Source organism: Prochlorococcus marinus XMU1408 (genome assembly GCF_003208055.1).
Taxonomy (GTDB): domain Bacteria; phylum Cyanobacteriota; class Cyanobacteriia; order PCC-6307; family Cyanobiaceae; genus Prochlorococcus_B; species Prochlorococcus_B marinus_A.
The window spans coordinates 416,459-434,644 of sequence record NZ_QJUE01000002.1 but is presented as its reverse complement, the minus strand read 5'-3'; the positions used below and the strand labels follow the sequence as shown (position 1 = coordinate 434,644).

Sequence of the window (18,186 nt, the reverse complement as noted above, 5' to 3'; positions counted from 1 at the left end):
TTATTAAAGAAATCTTTATTCATTTAATATCAAATAATTGAATGATTAATAAGCTCGGCTAGAAGTTTTAAATCGTTAAATTTAGTATTAGGGTTTCCCATAACAGCTTTTAAATAATGCCTATCTCCATAATATGGTCTTGAAAGCATAAACTTTTTAGATAATAAGTATTTTCTTGTTTTTATAGACCAATCAGAGGCCTGATAAGAATTATAGTTGATGGGTGATAATGCTAAGAGATGAAGCGGACCAGATATTATTTGAAATTTTTTAGAATCAATAATTGATTCTAAAAAATTTCTTCGTTTAATTGAATCCAAAAGTATTTGTTCAATACCTTCTTCTCCTAATTGTCTTAGACCAATCCATAATTTCAAAGCCTCTGCAGACCGAGTTCCCTGAATTCCAAGTTCTCCTCCATGAAAATCATTTCCTATGAGTGGTTCTACATAAGGTAATCCAGTTGAAAAAGAAGACGAAAGATGATTCTTATTAGCTACTAACAGTAAAGAAGAAGTTTTTGCAATACCCAATAATTTCTGAGGATTGACAGTTACGGAGTCAGCGAAAGATATACCTTGAAGAAGTTCTGAAGTGATTGATGAAAGTCCATAAATTGCACCAATAGCTCCATCAACATGAAGCCAGATATTATTCTTTTGACAAAATTGAGCTATTTCACTTAATGGATCAATAGCTCCTCTTACTGTGGTCCCTGCTGTTGCAACCAGGGCGAAACAATTTTTACCATTGGATTTTATTTTTTTTAAAATAGAAGATAAGCAAGAAATATTTAATTTACCTTTTTCATCAGTTGGGACTTTTATTAAAGCTTCTTTCTGCAAACCCATAATACGAACAGCTTTTAATAGTGAGACATGGCAATCTTCACTAGCTAAAAAGACTGCGCCTGAATCACTCTCGAGACCAGCTATATTTCTTGCCATTACTAATGCCATCAAATTACTTAAACTTCCCCCGCTAGCCGCAACACCTCCTGCTGATTTTCCAAGACCTAATTTCTCGCAAAACCATTTACACAGATTTCTTTCCAAAGATGACAAGCTAGGAGATAATTCTTCGGCTAAAAGATTATTATTTAAAGTTGCACAAATAAGCTCTCCCACAATTGATGCCGATAGAGGAGGTGGGTCTAAATGAGCAAGCGCTCCTGGATGAGATGGTCTGTATGCCCCATCCATCAATAATTGAAGCTCCTTCAATAAATCTTTATTAGAAACTCCCTCTCTTTGTGGAGGAATCTCAGGTAAATCAAATGAATCCGGCATTGGACCTTGAGTTCCAGACTCAGCAAGCCAATCACAGAGATTACTCGAGGCTTCTACAAGTAAAGAGTGTAATTGTTTATCTAAATTGTGAGGCGAAGCGAAAGGGTCCAAAGAAAATAAGTCTGTATTTGTAGTATTGGATGATCCAGTTCAAACCAAAAAAAAAATGATTAATCTTTTAGTAACCATTTTATTTGATAATTCTCGAAACATCTAAAAAATTGTCAAACCCAATCTCACTTAGTAAGCAAGAAAAAATAGAATGGATGACAAGATTGTTATCTAAAGCAAAACTTGTAGGTCAGAGAGGAGAAGTACCAATTGCTGCAGTAATTCTCGACAATAAAGGGAGATGTATCGGATATGGAGGGAACAGGAGGGAGTCAATGAAAGATCCTTTAGGTCATGCTGAGTTAGTTGCTCTCCGACAAGCTTCTTGGATAAATAATGATTGGAGATTTAATGACTGTACATTGATAGTAAATCTGGAGCCTTGTCCAATGTGTGCAGGAGCTTTAATACAGGCAAGAATGGGGAGAATTATTTATGGATCTGAAGACCCTAAAAGAGGTGCACTTGGCGGAACTATTAATCTTGCCGAACATAAAAGTGCCCACCACAAAATGTTGATTGAAAGAGGCGTAATGGAAAAAGAATCAAGAAAACTAATCGTGGATTGGTTTCAAAGCAAAAGAATTTTGGCTAAAAAAAATCTTTCATCTAAATTTAGGTAATTCCGTTTCAAAAATATTTATTATCTTATCCACATTCATAGAAGTTGAGTTATATCCCATCAAACCAATTCTCCATACTTTTCCAGCCAAATCTCCTAGGCCTCCACCTATTTCAACACCAAAATTATTTAGTAAATGCTTTGTAAAGGCTTTACCATCAACGCCCTTAGGGATTTTTACAGTAGTTAATGTAGGTAAGCGCAATTCCTCTTTAACATGTAATTCTAAACCAATATTTTCTAATGAACTCCAAAGTGATTTAGCATTTTTACTATGCCTATCCCATGAAACATCTAAACCTTCTTCAGCTAATAGTCTGAGAGCTTCACGAATACCAAAATTCATATTAACTGGAGCAGTGTGATGATACACTCGATCGCTTCCCCAATATTTATTTAACAAAGAGACATCCAAGTACCAATTTGGAACCTTATCTTTTCTATTACTCATTTTTTCTTCAGCTCTTTCATTCATTGAAAAAGGACCTAATCCAGGCGGGCAACTTAATCCTTTTTGACTACAACTATAAGCTAAATCAATTTTCCACTTATCCAAGTAGAGAGGCACTCCTCCCAAAGATGTTACTGTGTCGACTAAAAGTAAACAATTATATTTTCTGCATAAATCGCCAATCCCATTCATAGGCTGACAAACTCCTGTTGAAGTCTCCGCATGAACAATCGCTAAGACTGCAGGGTTATGCTTTTTGAGAGCAGTTTCAATCTCTTCAAGAGAAAATGCATTTCCCCAATCTTTATGAATGGTTTCAACATTTGCCTTATATCTCCCAGCCATATCAGCAAGTCGATGCCCAAAATATCCTTTTATAGCAACTAAAACCTTATCTCCTGGCTCAACAACATTCGCTAATGTAGCTTCCATTGCTGCACTACCAGTCCCACTCATTGGAAGTGTTAGTCGATTGCTTGTCTGCCATGCATATCTAAGTAACTCTTGAACTTCACTCATCAAATCGACATAAAAAGGATCCAGATGACCGATAGGGGGTTGAGAAAGGGCCTTTAAAACTGCAGGATCTGCATTTGATGGGCCTGGCCCAAGCAATAACCGTTCAGGAGAAACAGTTGGACCAAAATCTTTGCGATGTTGATTATCAACAGAAGGAAGAATTTGAGTGGACAAGAAAACAGATATGTTTATATGTATCAGAGCCTAAAAGGCGATAGGCAATGTCGGGGTGTTTTTTTTAGGGATTGCAATAGGAATTAGTTAGAATTTTTTTTTTTAGGTTATAAAGGTCGAAAAACAATCGAAGTTTTCTATTAAAAGTCTAAAAAAAGTACTTGTTGATACAAAAAGAGATTCAACTGCTAATTACGTTCATAATTAAGTATCTCTGCTGCAAATTAAATTCATCATGAGCAAGACCTCTCAAGATGTTCTTCGTCAAATTAAGGACGAGGGCATTGAGCTAATAGATTTAAAATTCTCTGACCTACATGGCAAGTGGCAACATTTAACTGTTGCTTCCGATCTCATTGAGGAGAGTTCTTTCACAGAAGGACTTGCATTTGATGGGTCTTCTATTCGTGGATGGAAAGCCATAAATGAATCTGATATGGCAATGGTACCTGACCCTTCAACCAGCTGGATAGATCCTTTTTACAATCACAAAACACTTAGTTTAATTTGTTCCATTCAAGAGCCCAGAAGCGGCCAACCTTATGCCAGATGTCCAAGAGCATTGGCTCAAAAAGCTTTGGATTATTTAGGAAGTACTAGTGTTGCCGATGCTGCATTTTTTGGCCCTGAGCCTGAATTCTTCATTTTTGATGATGTTAGATATAACTCAGGAGAAGGTGGCAGTTTTTATAGCGTTGACACCATAGAAGCACCTTGGAACACAGGGAGAGTAGAAGAAGGGGGAAACCTCGGATACAAAATCCAACTAAAAGAAGGTTATTTTCCTGTCTCACCTAACGATACTGCTCAAGACATGAGATCTGAGATGCTGCTATTGATGGGTGAGTTGGGAATACCAATAGAGAAACATCATCATGAAGTAGCAGGAGCAGGTCAACATGAATTAGGGATGAAATTTGCTCCACTAATTAACGCTGCAGACAATGTGATGATTTACAAATATATAGTAAGGAATGTGGCGAAGAAATATGGAAAAACTGCAACCTTCATGCCCAAACCAGTCTTCAATGATAATGGAACTGGGATGCATGTTCACCAAAGTTTATGGAAAAGCGGAGAACCTTTATTTTACGGGGAAGGAACTTATGCAAATCTTTCCCAAACAGCGAAATGGTATATAGGCGGAATACTTAAGCACGCTCCTTCATTCCTCGCATTTACTAATCCAACCACTAATAGTTACAAACGATTAGTTCCAGGTTTCGAAGCTCCAGTAAATTTAGTTTATTCACAAGGAAATAGATCTGCTGCGGTAAGGATTCCTTTAACTGGACCCAGTCCAAAAGCAAAGAGACTCGAATTCCGATCAGGAGATGCTTTAGCAAACCCTTATATTGCTTTTTCAGCAATGATGATGGCAGGTATTGATGGAATCAAAAATCAAATTGATCCTGGAGATGGAGTTGACGTTGATCTTTTTGAGCTTCCTTCCGATGAATTATCGAAAATAGACACTGTCCCATCTTCTTTGAATGATGCATTAGAGGCATTAAAAAGTGATAACAAATATTTAACTGAAGGAGGAGTATTTACTGATGATTTCATTGATAACTGGATAGATCTCAAATACGAGGAAGTTCAACAACTAAGACAAAGACCTCATCCACATGAATTCACAATGTACTACGACGCATAATTTTTGTTGATTATTTTTTAAGTACGAATTTTCAGGTCCATAGTAACAACACAATTTACATGGACCTTAAAATTTTTTTAGTTAATTCGTCACTAGGCAATCAAATCTGTTAGATAATAAGGAAATTATTCAAAGGGTCATGGCAGCGCCAAGCCTTAAAAAAATTGCGTATCACACACTTCAACAGGGTAAAACACTTGCTGGATTAGCTCATAAAGAGTTAAGTACCAAACTAATGGAAGTTTTTGCACCTGAAGCAGCACCTGAAAAATTTCCAGTTGATAAAGATTTAATTAAAGAAGTTAGACGCTCAATGGAAAATTTAGAAAGAATCGATTGGCAAGAAGCAGAAGCAGGGGTTTACCCAAAATCTCTACTGTTCGAAGCCCCTTGGTTGGAATGGGCGAAGAAATATCCATTAGTTTGGCTAGATATGCCTCAAACTTGGAATAGGCGTAAGAAGAATCAGACAAGAGAAATTCCTAGAAGCGTGAACGAAGATGATTACCCTAATTATTATTTACAAAATTTTCATCACCAAACAGATGGTTACTTAAGTGAGCATTCCGCAGAAATTTATGATTTACAAGTTGAAATTCTTTTTAATGGAACTGCTGATTCTATGCGAAGAAGAGTCTTAGCCCCATTAAAAAGAGGGGTAAAAAAATATTTATCTGAAAAATCTAAGAAAATAAAAGTTTTAGACATCGCCACTGGAACTGGAAGAACATTACAACAAATACAAAGTGCATTGCCTGAAGTAGAACTTTATGGAATTGATTTATCAGGATCATATTTAAAACAAGCAAGTAAATATTTAAGTTCTAGAAGCGGCGATCTAGTTCAGTTGACTAGAGGTAATGCAGAAAACATGCCCTACGAATCAAGTAGTTTTCAAGCATTAACCTGTGTTTTTCTATTTCACGAACTTCCTCGGAATGCACGAAAGAATGTTTTAAAAGAATGCTTTAGATTATTAGAGCCAGGAGGGACTCTAATACTTGCTGATTCAATCCAAATAGAGGATTCGCCAAAATTCACTGACATAATGGAAAACTTCCACAAAATATTTCATGAGCCTTATTACAGGGACTACATAATAGATAATATCGATTTAAGACTTGAGGAAAGTGGATTCACATCAATATCTTCTGAATCTCACTTTATGACTAAAGTATGGAAAGCAAACAAGCCTGCTTAAATATAAGCAATCATAAGATGTAAATAAAATAAAAGATTATGATGAAAAAAAATCAATCAATTTGGTCAGAGAAAGCAAAGATCCTTGCGAAAGAGCTTCATAATGAAATCAGTCTTGATAATTACAATTGGCATAAATTCAGGGGAAATAAATATAGAAGAAGCGCTGAATTAATTATTTCAGCAATATCACAATTAATTAACGAAGGAGATGAAGAAGAGGTCGAAAATTTACTTCAGCAAGCAATATTGTGGATAAAAGAAGATATAAAAGATACAGGATGCAAAAGTCATTGAATATTTATTTCCTAAGTGATAACTGCAGTCTGTTTCCTTTCCTACTCCATCGAACATCATCAAAACATTTATGAATTAAATATATCCCTCTTCCACTATTAGCATCAATTTCAAGAGGTAAAGAACTAATTCTTTTTTTTTCAACTATCCCTATTCCTTCATCTTGAATTTGCCAAACAAACCAGTTCGGCGTAAGTATTCTTCTAACTCGAATATTTTTTTTAGGATTTGATAAGTTTCCATGTACCACTGCGTTCACAAGAGCTTCATGCAGTCCCAATTCAATTCTTTTTGCCGTTTCTTTACAAATTACAGGCTCTAAAAGAGTCTCAATAAAGGGTGCTAGTTTTAAAGTAGAGGGCTGAATAAATACAACCCAATTTTTTGAAGACTCCACAATTACTTAGACATCTTTTGTAAATTAATCTTTAACTAAAAAACTGGTCTAATCATAAAATATATATTTTTAACTTAAGTCAAAATAGTATTCTATGGAAAAAAATAACATTAATAATTAATTTCGTTAGCTTTTAGCTACTAAAGCCTGATGATTCAACAAAGAATCCATCAATCGAACACCTCTGAGTTGGTTTACCAATGGCATATGACCATTCGGGGCTTCAATCGACCAATTAAAAGCTTTGGGATATCTAGTCCATATACCATCTTTTTTCCAACCAATACGAGGCCACAATTTGTCATATCTTCCTCCTACTGAATCTAATATTTTTGCTTGTACTGTGAAACCAAATTTTCCCCGAGAATAAACAATCCATAGTTTATTTAAAGTTGACAAATCAATTCCAGAGATAGAATCAACCTCAGAGAAATAAACATATCCTCTTTTTACTGCCTTTTCACCTGCAAGCTCTCTAAGTTTTGAACTTGTAAAGCGGTCAGCCTCCTCAAAACTTTCATTTAATAAATATCTTTGTAGAGGTGAATAATCATATCCGACCTCAGATGGAGCAGTAAACCAAGCAAGGTCATTGCAGTCAAGATTATTTTTTATGAAATTCTCATCAGTCTTATGGATGAGTTGCAGAATAAAGCCAGGGGTCCAATCACATACATCAGAATCAAATCCAGCCATTACTGATGGGCCAAGGGCCAGAAGCTCCTCAACTCGTGTTTCCAAAACAGTTAATAAACCTAGTCGCTTCCTTTCTGAAGCCAATTTAAATGACTCCATGAACTCGTTTATGCTTTCTTTATTTGGATGTAGTTTTTCGTCAGTCATGATCAAATGTCGGCCTACAATGACCTGAGAAGTAACACTATGTCAGAGAAACCTACCAATTTATATTATCCAGTAACGGATTTTCGGAATTTAAATAGTCCAATTGTTGATGTAAGAAGTCCACTTGAATACTCCCAAGGTCATTGGCCAGGTGCCATCAACATTCCGTTGTTTTCTGACAGCGAAAGAGAGTCAATAGGAAAAAGCTACAAAAAAGAGAGTCGCTTAAAGGCAATATTTAATGGTTTAAAACTGATCATTCCAAACATAAAAAATCTGTTGCATAAAATCCTAGAGATAACTAATAAAGAAAACGGAGAAAAAAAATCATTAAGAATATATTGTTGGAGAGGAGGAATGAGATCTAGTTCTTTTGCCTGGCTTGCAAGAACAGTTGGAATTCAGACTTATTTGTTAAAAGGTGGATACAAAAGCTATCGAAAATGGGTATTAAATCAATTTGAGGCTGATTTACCTATAAGGCTTTTAGGAGGTAAAACAGGTACTAGAAAAACAGATCTGCTCAAACACATCAATATTGAATATATATATGTGATTGATTTAGAAGGAATTGCAAATCATAGAGGAAGTAGTTTTGGTTCTTTAGGGATGGAGAAGCAACCCTCAAGTCAACAATTTGAAAATCTCCTCGCTGAATGTCTGGAAAACTTTTATAAAAGCAATGCTACTGAAATATGGATTGAGGCTGAAAGTTGTAATCTAGGGAAATGTCGAATACCAAATAGTTTATATATAAAAATGAAAAAGGCACCCATCCTTGAGATAATCAGAACTACGAGTGAGCGCATAGATAACCTGGTAAATGTTTACAGTAAAAACTCTCAAAGCGAATTAAAAGATGCTGTAAATAGAATAAGGAAAAGATTAGGACCACAAAGAACAAATGATGCACTAATGGCAATTGAAAACAAAGATTGGTCAAAAGCCTGTGAAGCCATGCTTGATTATTACGATAGATGCTATGAATATGAACTTAAAAAAACAACTAATATAAATTCAATTGATCTTAGTGGTTTAAGCTTGAAATCATCATTAATTAAAATTTTTAATGAGAGGCTCAATCCCTTATAGTTCTTTAACAAGAAGATATCTATTAATTTAATCTAAAAAATATGACTAACATCAATAAAAAAGTAGCAATTCAATTTATAAAGGGGAAAGATGAAGAAGATCAACCTGAAATACGCTTATTTAGAAATCTTGATGGAAAGAAAGGTCAAGCAATATATAAATTCTATAAACCTTCAAGCATAACTTTTGAAAATTTCAACTCGATACAGAAAATGTACCTAATTGATGAAGAAGGTGAGCTATCTACAAGGAAAATAGATCTTTCCATATCAGAAACGCATATAAGAGAAGTTAAATCTACGTATAATTGGAAGTCAGAAAAAGAATTTGAAAGGTTTATGCGTTTTTCAGAAAGGTATTCTAATTCACTTACTCATTTAAAAAATAAATAATTTGAAATCAACTAACTGGCTATCAATTGCAGCATTAATTACTTCAATATTGATTTTATTAAGTTTAAAAGAAATACTAATACTATTTTTTGCAGCAATAATTTTATCTATGGCTCTTTGTACAGTTATAGGAAAAATTCGAAGTATATTCTCTATTCCCAGGTGGGCCGCGTTTGGCATAACGTTAATATCTATAATACTAATATTAAGTATTTCAATAGTAATAATAATACCACAGTTTTCTAGTGAATTTGAGGAGCTTATAAATCAAATACCATCAGCTGTTAGCAAGTTATGGGAACTTTCAATAAATACATTTTTCGATATCACTGAAATCATATATAAAGATAATATACCCGAATTAGCGGATAGGTCATTATTAACAAATAAGCTTAGTATTATTCCTGATAGTGCAAGTCTGGCCAATGGAGTAACTGAAAGTATTACAAAGATTATCAGCTTAGCTAGCAACGTAGGCATAGGTATAATTCAATTATTCTTTATAATTTCAGTTGGCTTAATGATAACTTTACAGCCAAATTCCTATAGAGAGGTAGCTATATTATTAGTCCCATCTTTTTACAGAAGACGTGCAAGGAATATATTATATAAGTGTGGTAATTCCTTAAGTAGTTGGATGGCAGGTGTTTTATTAAGTTCAATATTTGTAGCAATACTTTCTTCTATAGGACTATATTTATTAGGGATAAAATTAGTAATTGCTAATGCTTTAATAGCAGGGGTTCTAAATGTTATCCCAAATGTTGGACCAACGATAAGTACTATTTTTCCCATGTCGGTTGCTTTGCTTGATACCCCATGGAAATCGCTCGCTGTTCTAGGTTTATATATAGTAATTCAAAATATAGAAAGCTATATAATTACTCCTTCTATAATGCAAAAACAAGTCAAATTACTTCCAGGCTTGACAATCACTGCACAATTTTTATTCACTATTATTTTGGGACCACTTGGTTTATTATTAGCAATTCCAATGGCTGTAGTAATTCAAGTATTCTTTAGAGAGGTAATAATACATGACATATTAGAAAGAAATTATTTTACAAATAAATCCTAAAAAACAAGAAAGCAACACCACTTATTATTCCCAAGGATCAGTCCAGGAAGAAGCTCCTTTGTTAAAGGTTTCAGAGACATTTATTCTTTTCAAATCCATCCATTCACACCACATAGAATTTAGAAGCCAAGCCTGAGATTGACTTTTAGGACCATCATCAATCAGTTTAATTTGATATGGTTTTAATTTTTTCCATTGCTTATACTGAGTTTTCCAAGTTTCTTCACTCATTAAATCAAGTGATTTCCTTTATATATATTGTTACTAGTTTTTTTTTATGCAAGTCTAAAAAAATAATCTTCAACAAAATTTTAAAGATTAAGTCAAATAAACACAAAAATTTCAATTCATATTCGAATATTTATTGATGATATCAATCATCAAACTCAGGCTTAGGTTTCTTTTTAACTTTACCTGAAAGTAGTTGATGTAAAGCATCCAAAGAATTGTAGACCTCCTTCAGCTCTGACAACTCAGGCAGCAAACCATGTTGGCCAAGCATTTGATCCAAATCTCTAAGTTCTTGCCTGATATAACGCAAATGAGAACTAACTTCCTCTCTCTTGCTGGTAGACATTATAAAATAGATTAATCGCTACTAGACTTTAACTTTAACCTAAGATAAGTATATTAAGCATCTGGAAATTAACAAAGTTTATAAAAGCACAACTTATACCAAAACTTTTTAGCTAGTTAACAACTTAAAAGTTATAAAGCTAATAATTACAAAAAAAAATTTAAATTTAAAAAGTACAGGAGAAGGAATTAAAGAAAAACCGAAAGAATGGCAAGTGTTTTGTAAAAAAATAAGAAATATACTGCGCCTTATCATAGATATGGATAAAAATGTATATATGGATCAACAAAAAAGGAAAGACCTCAATCTGAGGCTAGGCAATTTAATACTTGCAATATTTCTTGCTACTGTCCCTACAGCTATAACATATGGGACACTTAGTATTCATGGGCTAAATATATGTAGAAGCCTTGGCAGCAAAGTAAACCCTTCCTATAAAATAAAAGAAGCTTGTGATGAAGCAGCATGGGATACAACCAAAAGTTATATTATTTTAATAGGCTTTTTTATTACTTTACCAACTTGGATGTGGTTTTACTTGTCAATGAAAAAAAAAGAATTTAGAGATAAATAATGTATTACTTCGCTAAGAGGACAAGAAATTACTTAAAGGAAAAGAAAATGATCTCTTCCTTTTTATAGAAACTGATCTATTTTCATTAATTGGTAAGTTACTATTAGATAATCTCTGACTAAAAATGTAACCAGTAAAATCAAATTTATTTTTAAAGATTTCTTTTATCAGATAATCAGCAGAAAACATTCCAGGACCTAACAAAATTATTGAAAAAGCAGAAGCAAAATAGAGAGCTAGAAGCTCTAGCAAATATATGTTAAAACCTGAGGTAACGACTGCATGGTAAATAGCAACGCTCATAGTTCCTAATATTGCAGTCGCACCTAATCTGGTACCAAGGCCAAGAATCAACAACCAACTGCCACCAATTTCCGAGGCGGCTGCAACGTAAGAAAGAGTCACAGGAAAGGGCAAGTGAAGAGGGCGGACAAATGCATCAGCAAAATTGTTTATGTCATTTAATTTTTCAAAACCATGATGGATTAGCAGAGCTCCTGTAAACACCCTTAAAACTAGAAACGCAAAATCCTTCAATATTGATTCGTAAAAAATTGAATTAAGCAATTTGACCTATAACAATTGAATGAACTTTAGTTGTACCAGGACATAAAGCGTGGAAACAAAAATCAGAGAGTCTAGCGAATGAGTATTAGTACTTACTCGCTAGGATATTTAGCAGTGCTAGTGATAAAAATAATTAAATAAATCGATAGGTCATAACAGCCTTTCGCAAAGTATATAAATATATTTTTTGCACTTTATGTTTTCAAACTCTGAAAACCCAGAAAAGTTACTACAAATAGTATTATTACTCACAAAAAGATTCAAATCTGTTGTGTAAAATATTTAAAGTACATAAATGTAAAGTGAGCACTTCACTACTTACTGCAACAGCAGCTGTGGGACTAATAGCGGTTGCAATTCCAGCTTTGATTGCATCTCTTGGTTAAACATCTAAGTTAACCTTCATTTGTCTTTAATATATATAAAAAATTAATATATAATTATTAATACTTATAATTATTTATATAATCGCATTACCTGCTATCCAACCACTAGTCCAGCAATGTTGAAAATTAAAGCCACCTGTAATCCCGTCAATATCTAAAACCTCCCCTGCAAAATATAAACCCTTACAAATCTTACTTTCCATTGTCTTGAAATTAATTTCATTAAGTGATACTCCACCCGCAGTTACAAATTCCTCACCAAAAGGTCCGCGACTATTTATTAAATAATTTTTCATAGTTAAACATTTAACTAAAGTATCCTTTTCATATTTAGATAAATCAGCCCATTTTAATTGTTTATCAATATTTACACTTAAAACGAGAGCTTTCCATAAGCTTCTGGGTAAATGATTAAAAGGTTTATTCTTTAAAACAAGTTTCTTGCCATTTTCCAATTTGAATAAATCAATTTTTGACCTAGTCTCATCCTCACTCAAACAGAGCCAATTTATTCTTAATTCCCCAAAATATTTATTATCATACAAATATCTTGCACTAAATGCAGACATACGCAAAATCACAGGGCCACTAAAGCCTCTATGAGTTATTAAAATTGTCCCACTTTCAGTAAATTTCTTATTATTAACAATAAGTTTAATTTGAACATTTAAAGTTATACCTGAACAAGATTTTAATGTGTTGTCAGAAGTAGAAAAGGAAAAGAGAGATGGAACAGGATGAATAATTGTATGACCAAGGCTCTTCGCCAATCTTCGTCCACTAGGATGACCACCTGTACAAATTAAAATATTTTTTGCTTTAAAGTAATTATTTCCTTTAGCTAATAAATTAAAGCCCTCACTCGTTACTCTTATTTGCTTCACATGTGAATTAATAAATACCTTTACACCATATCTTCTTGCTACATTCTTCAAACATTTTATTACATCCTCTGAAGAATCAGAACAAGGAAAGATACGTCCATCATTTTCTACTTTTAAACTAAGTCCCATTTCTTGAAACCACTCAAAAGCATCGCTTGTAGAAAATCGATTAAAAAGTCCTATAAGTTGCTTTTCTCCTCTTGGATAATTGTTGACTAAATTTGATATATCCCAACATGAGTTAGTTAAGTTACATCTACCACCGCCACTAATTCTTACTTTTTCAAGAACTTTTGATGTACTTTCTAGTATTACTACCGATCCTATTCCATTTCTTACTGCTGTAATGGCACCCATAAATCCAGAGGCGCCCCCACCAATAATAACGAGATCTGAAATCATCAAATAATAAACTTCTATTAAATTAAATTTTAATAAAATAATTAATAAATATTTTATTTATTAATTATTTCAAAGATAAATTTTGATTGTAAGAGAATAATATTTAATTCTAACTAAAGAAACAAGATTTAATCTACAAACACATTGTCTTGATACGCAGTTCAAAATCATATTTTACTTCTTTTTTGTTGTATCTTCTCCACATATAAAAAAAAAATATGGCTGGACCAAAAAGAGATGAAGCCAAATCTATTCTCTCCTACGTAAGGCAAGAGCTTAGATATATGGATGAAGATCTCAGAAACGACGGTTTATTACCTGAGTTATCCTCACTAAGGTCTGTATATGAACAACTTTCAACTTTACTAGAGCTTTCTGATGGCAGGAGAAAAAAGAAAGATAAACCAGAATTCCCTGAAGACAAGAAATATTGACAGCATCTTTGCAACTAGATAATCAATAACACAAATAAAAAACAAAAGGGATTCTAACTCAATTTTCTGAAGAGGTGCTCAATAGTCTATTCTGTAATCAATAACTACTAATAATTCAAATTTAAAAATACTTCAGCTGATGAACTAATGACTAAAAAGCTTTCAATTTCTGATGAAGAATCTAATCTTCTAAGTCCCATAAATCAAATTCTTTTTTGGGAAAAAGGAGAAATGGCATATTCAGCAATAAAGAAAATAAATGAGCACAAAGCTAAAAATGAATTTAAGAAAGCTAAAATAATGCTAGAAGATTGGATTTTTTAAACCCAAACGTCAAGAAATAAGTAAAATATTTTGAATTCAAGCAAAAGGTAAAGTAAGTTAAATTTTTACTCAAAGAGGTATGCCCTCCATAAGAAAAAGGATTGGCTACCTGCCTTCAGTAAATATTCAAAAAATCATCTCCAAAATAGCAAGTAAAGAAAAGCTAAGCCAATCAAAAGTAGTAGGAATATTAGTTGAAGAGGCATTGTTAGCAAGAGGAGAGTTTGATTTACAAAATACAAACGATTTAAATAGAGAAAATAGATATGAAAAAGAAAAAAGCATAACTAATACATCAATTAAATATCATGAACTTGATGAATTGATCTCAGACAAAGGCATTACTTATAATACGAAAAGATACAGGCGCAATTTAGATGATATTTTTATCAAAAATAGCGATGAGTTAAATGAAGAGTTATTTGATCAATTCAAACAGTTTATTCTATTAAAAAAGAAGATACAAGAAAAATGAAAATATAACTTCTAAATAGATCCTTTAAAGCTATGAACGATATAAATAAAAACAAAAATTCAACCAAAGGAAAGAATGCAGAGATCAACAAAAATCACGCACATAACAAACTAATGCGTTAGAAAGTAGATGTATTAATTCTTCTACAGCAAACTAAAAGTTTTTTTAAGAAAACTAAAATATAAATATGACATCAACAACAATTCGTCCAAAATCGAACTCATCTAGTCTGCTAGAAGAAGCATTAAATCAGCCACCTATTGGAGAAACAGCTAATTTCGCATGGAACGCTACTCCACTAGGTATTGCAGCAATATATAAAGGAATTTCGCCTTCAAAACCTCCATATGATCAAGCAATCAAAGAAGGTGAGCAATTATCAATGGATTTAAGTAGAGAAGAAAAAGAATTTTATTTAACTAAAAAAGGTTTGGCTCTTATTTTTTACTCATGAATTGAGATACAAAAAGGAGACAACTATATATTTTATTTATCCTCCACGGAGGAATCAATAACCCATTCATCATTTAGTCCAAGGAGAACAAGAGCTTTGTCCTCCCAATCAGTATCTATCGACCAATCATAGGGAACATCAAAAGATAAAGAAATTTCGTTTTTACTTTTAATATAAGTTTGACTTTGAGGAAGAGCTTGATTTGAAAAACTATTATCAATTATAAACAAATCATCGGAACTAACATTTTCAACGTATCCTAAACTCTTTATATTTTCCTCAAATTTAAGTTCCAACCTGACATTAAAACAATGTGCATCATCCCAGTCTGAATAATGAGAGAAGTAATTATCCCATGAATTTGCCATATTAAATAATTAAACCCGCTATCGACTTATAGAATAACATTCATAAATAAAAAATTGTTATCAAAGAATTCGAATTTTAAAAAACCATTAGATATTTATAAAATTAAATTAATATAATCAACCTATTTATCAATTTGTAAAAGTTAGAAAATTGAAATCATTGAGAACCCATGTTCCTAAAGTAAGTAGACCAAAACCAGCAACGAACATCAAAAGAACAGCTAATTTATACCTAGTAGGCTCAGGAAATCTTCTAAGCAAAAAAGTTTCTTCAGCAAAAGAAGATGACTGAGGAATTGTCTTTAGAGTTGCCTTTTTTCTTGAAGAAAACATTTTTTAAACATCTTTATCTTTTTAAATTAAACGAAATTCTCATCGACCGTGAATAATCAAGCAAATTCAAGGATCCACAAAAACGAAAAAAGCACTTTAAGGTGTGACACTAAAATGGCGAAAAGCCTTATTCGATTCATCCAAAAAAACAGAATGGACTTCGCTTAAGAACATGATTATAGAAATCAGAAAACGACTGCTATAAAAGGATATCAAAGAAGAATAACAATATTAAAAACAAAAAACGAAACTCTTAGAAGCCCTAGAGCGCAAAAGAAGATTTACAAAAGTTCATACTAGCGTTACAATACTTTACAAGTATATTTTCTTGGACTGGATTTTTATTGATTGGGTAAACAGTGAATTTTCTATTTAACCCTCAGATAATACGTCGTCCCTCTCAGAAAATTCAACATTATCTTTTTCTAATATTCAACAAAATGGAAATGAATCCTTTCAAGCCAATAGTTCAATCTTTTGACACTTTTTACGAAAATAAAATTAAAGTCAAATTATATCTTAGCAAAGCTTTTTTAAAGTTTTCTTCGCTTAAAGCAACTACATAATTGATACATCTAATACCTAGTTAATCAGATTGATTTTAATATAATCAATGTTCTGAGATATTAAAGTACTAAACTTTTGTATTAGTTTTATAAATTATATCTATATCTTAAGAATCTTCATTAAATTTTCTAGATGATACTCACTTGCAATAGGTGTTTCGATTAATGGGAAGATTTCATATTTCTTATAAGTACATAACAATTTCGAGATCGTATAGTTAGCTAATTCTACTGATTCTAAAAATTCATTAGAACAATATACTCCTTTCCAAGGCCTATATTTAAATCTAGATAGAAATTGCTTAGAAGGAATTAAGATACTAGCGAATATATTTATATTTGATATTTTTAAGGGATTTTTTATAGTCGTATGAATGATATTTTTTAATTTTATCATTCTACTTTCAAGAAGTGTATAATCAGTGCCAAATTGAATCCAAATAGAAGTTACTAGACCTGATTTAAGTTTTTTTTCCAATCTTAAAATCTCATCATTAAACAGATAAGTAGGTAGATATGGATTAAATGCTACGCCAATAGAAAAATCAATCTTAGAGAATAAAGTATTATCTTTGACATATTCCAAAGCAGAAACAGAATCTAATGTTGATCGTTTCTGAGAACCTGAAACCAGTAGTAATTCATGACAACCTAAATTATTTATTGTCTTTACAAATTCAATAAATGATTGCTGAGTATTTAGGCTATTTCTTTTAAACTCATGCATAATACTAAAATGAGGTATAAAATCTATATTAGGAAACTCTTCTGTTGCTATTTTAATTGAATCTAATAAAAAATCTTTTTTTAAATTATTTTTACACGGAATATTTATTTTACAAAGATCATTTTTCTTATAAAAAGATAGCGTAGATCTAAGTTCATCAAATGATTTGAAAGATATTTCAGTCCGTATATTATTTAAGTTATACATAATACCCTTCTCTTGGAATACAATAAAGTAAATTAGTTAAATATGTATTTTATCATATAATCAATTTTTATGAGGCTATATTGATCAAGAAGATTAGAGATTCTTATATTTTATAATTTATCCATATTATTGTTAATATTAAGGAAAAAATTAATTTCGTAACCATTTATAAATTGCCTTATTTTTACTTTCAATCTCATCAATTGAAGAATAGTAATAATCTTTCCAAGATTCATAAGGAATGCCCAAAAAGATCATTAAATTAAGAGGGTATTCATCAGAATCAGTACATTTGCGAAAATCGTCTCTAAATAAAAAAGTAGGTTTTCCTAAGGCAATAGCAACACCAAGCTCAACCATGACACCATCATCAGGCGGAGAGCCATTAACTATTGCGAATAGGCCATCAGATGACCTCAAATCTCTTAAGTTTGAACGAGCTACCTTATTAGCCCAGCCAGGTACAGAAAGATCAATATCACTATTGCGATCAAAAGGTTCCAAAACTTTCACTCCCATCGACTCAAGTTTGGTAATAAATTCAGGTAAAAGTTTTGATCTCCAATGATCGGAGAACCCATAAGGAGATGCTAAATAAAGTTTTTTATTTACCATGGTTTTTTTAACGAGATTAATCAAAAAAATCAATCTCAATCTTATTAGAGATTAAAATTGATAAAAATAATTTTTTTAGGAGCAGCTTTTAAATTATTATAGTTTTTTTTCTATTTCGTAATACCTGAGTTATTAACAGAGAAACGCTCGTTAGCATCTTTCAACAGTAGT

24 protein-coding genes are annotated in these 18,186 nt (G+C 32.2%); 12 read left to right on the top strand and 12 right to left on the bottom strand.

Annotated elements, in window-relative coordinates; genetic code table 11:
• Nucleotides 1–29: 29 nt before the first annotated feature.
• Nucleotides 30–1,400, bottom strand: coding sequence for a pyridoxal phosphate-dependent decarboxylase family protein (locus DNJ73_RS03820; protein WP_158466383.1), 1,371 nt, complete (start codon nt 1,398–1,400; stop codon nt 30–32).
• A gap of 110 nt (nt 1,401–1,510) precedes the next feature.
• Between DNJ73_RS03820 and DNJ73_RS03815 the strand changes: the two genes are divergently transcribed.
• Entirely contained in the window at nt 1,511–2,023 is a 513-nt protein-coding gene (locus DNJ73_RS03815) for a nucleoside deaminase (RefSeq protein ID WP_374027159.1), read from the top strand.
• Here the strand turns inward: DNJ73_RS03815 and DNJ73_RS03810 are convergent.
• Complete coding sequence (locus DNJ73_RS03810) at nt 2,006–3,166, bottom strand: pyridoxal-phosphate-dependent aminotransferase family protein (RefSeq protein ID WP_257473317.1); 1,161 nt, start codon at nt 3,164–3,166, stop codon at nt 2,006–2,008. The two genes, DNJ73_RS03815 and DNJ73_RS03810, sit on opposite strands and share 18 nt — an antisense overlap.
• 235 nt (nt 3,167–3,401) lie before the next feature.
• Between DNJ73_RS03810 and glnA the strand changes: the two genes are divergently transcribed.
• The 3 genes from glnA (at nt 3,402) to DNJ73_RS03795 (ending at nt 6,320) form a co-directional block, all read left to right on the top strand.
• Nucleotides 3,402–4,823, top strand: coding sequence for a type I glutamate--ammonia ligase (glnA, locus tag DNJ73_RS03805; RefSeq protein WP_158466381.1), 1,422 nt, complete (start codon nt 3,402–3,404; stop codon nt 4,821–4,823).
• 139 nt (nt 4,824–4,962) lie between these two features.
• Entirely contained in the window at nt 4,963–6,024 is a 1,062-nt protein-coding gene (locus DNJ73_RS03800) for a class I SAM-dependent methyltransferase (protein WP_158466380.1), read from the top strand.
• A 38-nt stretch (nt 6,025–6,062) separates the two neighbouring features.
• Nucleotides 6,063–6,320 (top strand): DUF6439 family protein, encoded by a 258-nt coding sequence (locus DNJ73_RS03795; RefSeq protein WP_158466379.1) that lies wholly within the window; start codon nt 6,063–6,065, stop codon nt 6,318–6,320.
• A 4-nt stretch (nt 6,321–6,324) separates the two neighbouring features.
• Here DNJ73_RS03795 and DNJ73_RS03790 read toward each other — a convergent pair whose 3' ends face one another.
• The gene (locus tag DNJ73_RS03790) at nt 6,325–6,717 is read right to left on the bottom strand and encodes an ATP-binding protein (RefSeq protein ID WP_158466378.1); all 393 of its coding nucleotides are present in this window, start codon (nt 6,715–6,717) and stop codon (nt 6,325–6,327) included.
• Between the two features lie 126 nt (nt 6,718–6,843).
• Nucleotides 6,844–7,560 (bottom strand): GUN4 domain-containing protein, encoded by a 717-nt coding sequence (locus DNJ73_RS03785; protein WP_158466377.1) that lies wholly within the window; start codon nt 7,558–7,560, stop codon nt 6,844–6,846.
• Nucleotides 7,561–7,599: 39 nt separating this feature from the next.
• Here DNJ73_RS03785 and mnmH point away from each other — a divergent pair, with 39 nt between their 5' ends.
• The 3 genes from mnmH to DNJ73_RS03770 are packed head-to-tail and all read left to right on the top strand — an operon-like array spanning nt 7,600 to nt 10,122.
• Nucleotides 7,600–8,652 (top strand): tRNA 2-selenouridine(34) synthase MnmH, encoded by a 1,053-nt coding sequence (gene mnmH, locus DNJ73_RS03780; protein WP_158466376.1) that lies wholly within the window; start codon nt 7,600–7,602, stop codon nt 8,650–8,652.
• Nucleotides 8,653–8,693: 41 nt separating this feature from the next.
• A complete protein-coding gene (gene psb28 / locus DNJ73_RS03775; RefSeq protein WP_158466375.1) occupies nt 8,694–9,044 on the top strand; it encodes a photosystem II reaction center protein Psb28 in 351 nt (116 codons plus the stop codon).
• Nucleotide 9,045: 1 nt separating this feature from the next.
• The gene (locus DNJ73_RS03770; RefSeq protein ID WP_158466374.1) at nt 9,046–10,122 is read left to right on the top strand and encodes an AI-2E family transporter; all 1,077 of its coding nucleotides are present in this window, start codon (nt 9,046–9,048) and stop codon (nt 10,120–10,122) included.
• 24 nt (nt 10,123–10,146) lie between these two features.
• Here DNJ73_RS03770 and DNJ73_RS03765 read toward each other — a convergent pair whose 3' ends face one another.
• Both DNJ73_RS03765 and DNJ73_RS03760 read right to left on the bottom strand, forming a co-directional pair.
• Nucleotides 10,147–10,353 (bottom strand): hypothetical protein, encoded by a 207-nt coding sequence (locus DNJ73_RS03765; protein ID WP_158466373.1) that lies wholly within the window; start codon nt 10,351–10,353, stop codon nt 10,147–10,149.
• A 142-nt stretch (nt 10,354–10,495) separates the two neighbouring features.
• Nucleotides 10,496–10,699, bottom strand: a complete 204-nt coding sequence (locus tag DNJ73_RS03760; protein ID WP_158466372.1) for a hypothetical protein — start codon at nt 10,697–10,699, stop codon at nt 10,496–10,498.
• Nucleotides 10,700–10,958: 259 nt separating this feature from the next.
• On the opposite strand from DNJ73_RS03760, the gene DNJ73_RS03755 reads away from it, so the two are divergent.
• Complete coding sequence (locus DNJ73_RS03755) at nt 10,959–11,273, top strand: hypothetical protein (protein ID WP_158466371.1); 315 nt, start codon at nt 10,959–10,961, stop codon at nt 11,271–11,273.
• A gap of 12 nt (nt 11,274–11,285) precedes the next feature.
• On the opposite strand, the gene DNJ73_RS03750 is transcribed toward DNJ73_RS03755, so the two are convergent.
• Together DNJ73_RS03750 and DNJ73_RS03745 are read right to left on the bottom strand one after the other, a co-directional pair.
• Nucleotides 11,286–11,840, bottom strand: a complete 555-nt coding sequence (locus tag DNJ73_RS03750) for a DoxX family protein (protein ID WP_158466370.1) — start codon at nt 11,838–11,840, stop codon at nt 11,286–11,288.
• 460 nt (nt 11,841–12,300) lie between these two features.
• Nucleotides 12,301–13,512, bottom strand: a complete 1,212-nt coding sequence (locus tag DNJ73_RS03745; protein WP_158466369.1) for an NAD(P)/FAD-dependent oxidoreductase — start codon at nt 13,510–13,512, stop codon at nt 12,301–12,303.
• A gap of 218 nt (nt 13,513–13,730) precedes the next feature.
• Here DNJ73_RS03745 and DNJ73_RS03740 point away from each other — a divergent pair, with 218 nt between their 5' ends.
• The 4 genes from DNJ73_RS03740 to DNJ73_RS03730 all read left to right on the top strand — a co-directional run bounded on the left by DNJ73_RS03740 (nt 13,731) and on the right by DNJ73_RS03730 (nt 15,199).
• On the top strand, nt 13,731–13,946 hold the full coding sequence (locus DNJ73_RS03740) for a hypothetical protein (RefSeq protein WP_158466368.1): 216 nt from the start codon (nt 13,731–13,733) through the stop codon (nt 13,944–13,946).
• 147 nt (nt 13,947–14,093) lie between these two features.
• Entirely contained in the window at nt 14,094–14,270 is a 177-nt protein-coding gene (locus tag DNJ73_RS09780; RefSeq protein ID WP_187152550.1) for a hypothetical protein, read from the top strand.
• Nucleotides 14,271–14,349: 79 nt separating this feature from the next.
• Nucleotides 14,350–14,745, top strand: coding sequence for a hypothetical protein (locus DNJ73_RS03735; RefSeq protein WP_158466367.1), 396 nt, complete (start codon nt 14,350–14,352; stop codon nt 14,743–14,745).
• Nucleotides 14,746–14,932: 187 nt separating this feature from the next.
• Nucleotides 14,933–15,199 carry a hypothetical protein gene (locus DNJ73_RS03730; RefSeq protein ID WP_158466366.1) on the top strand — a complete coding sequence of 89 codons (267 nt, stop codon included), beginning with the start codon at nt 14,933–14,935 and terminating at the stop codon, nt 15,197–15,199.
• Nucleotides 15,200–15,231: 32 nt separating this feature from the next.
• On the opposite strand, the gene DNJ73_RS03725 is transcribed toward DNJ73_RS03730, so the two are convergent.
• The 4 genes from DNJ73_RS03725 to DNJ73_RS03710 all read right to left on the bottom strand — a co-directional run bounded on the left by DNJ73_RS03725 (nt 15,232) and on the right by DNJ73_RS03710 (nt 18,015).
• The gene (locus tag DNJ73_RS03725; RefSeq protein WP_158466365.1) at nt 15,232–15,567 is read right to left on the bottom strand and encodes a hypothetical protein; all 336 of its coding nucleotides are present in this window, start codon (nt 15,565–15,567) and stop codon (nt 15,232–15,234) included.
• A 129-nt stretch (nt 15,568–15,696) separates the two neighbouring features.
• Entirely contained in the window at nt 15,697–15,900 is a 204-nt protein-coding gene (locus DNJ73_RS03720; protein ID WP_158466364.1) for a hypothetical protein, read from the bottom strand.
• 666 nt (nt 15,901–16,566) lie between these two features.
• Entirely contained in the window at nt 16,567–17,400 is an 834-nt protein-coding gene (locus DNJ73_RS03715) for a hypothetical protein (RefSeq protein WP_158466363.1), read from the bottom strand.
• A gap of 150 nt (nt 17,401–17,550) precedes the next feature.
• Nucleotides 17,551–18,015: a nucleoside 2-deoxyribosyltransferase gene (locus DNJ73_RS03710; RefSeq protein ID WP_158466362.1), complete on the bottom strand. Its 465-nt coding sequence runs from the start codon at nt 18,013–18,015 to the stop codon at nt 17,551–17,553.
• Nucleotides 18,016–18,186: the final 171 nt, after the last annotated feature.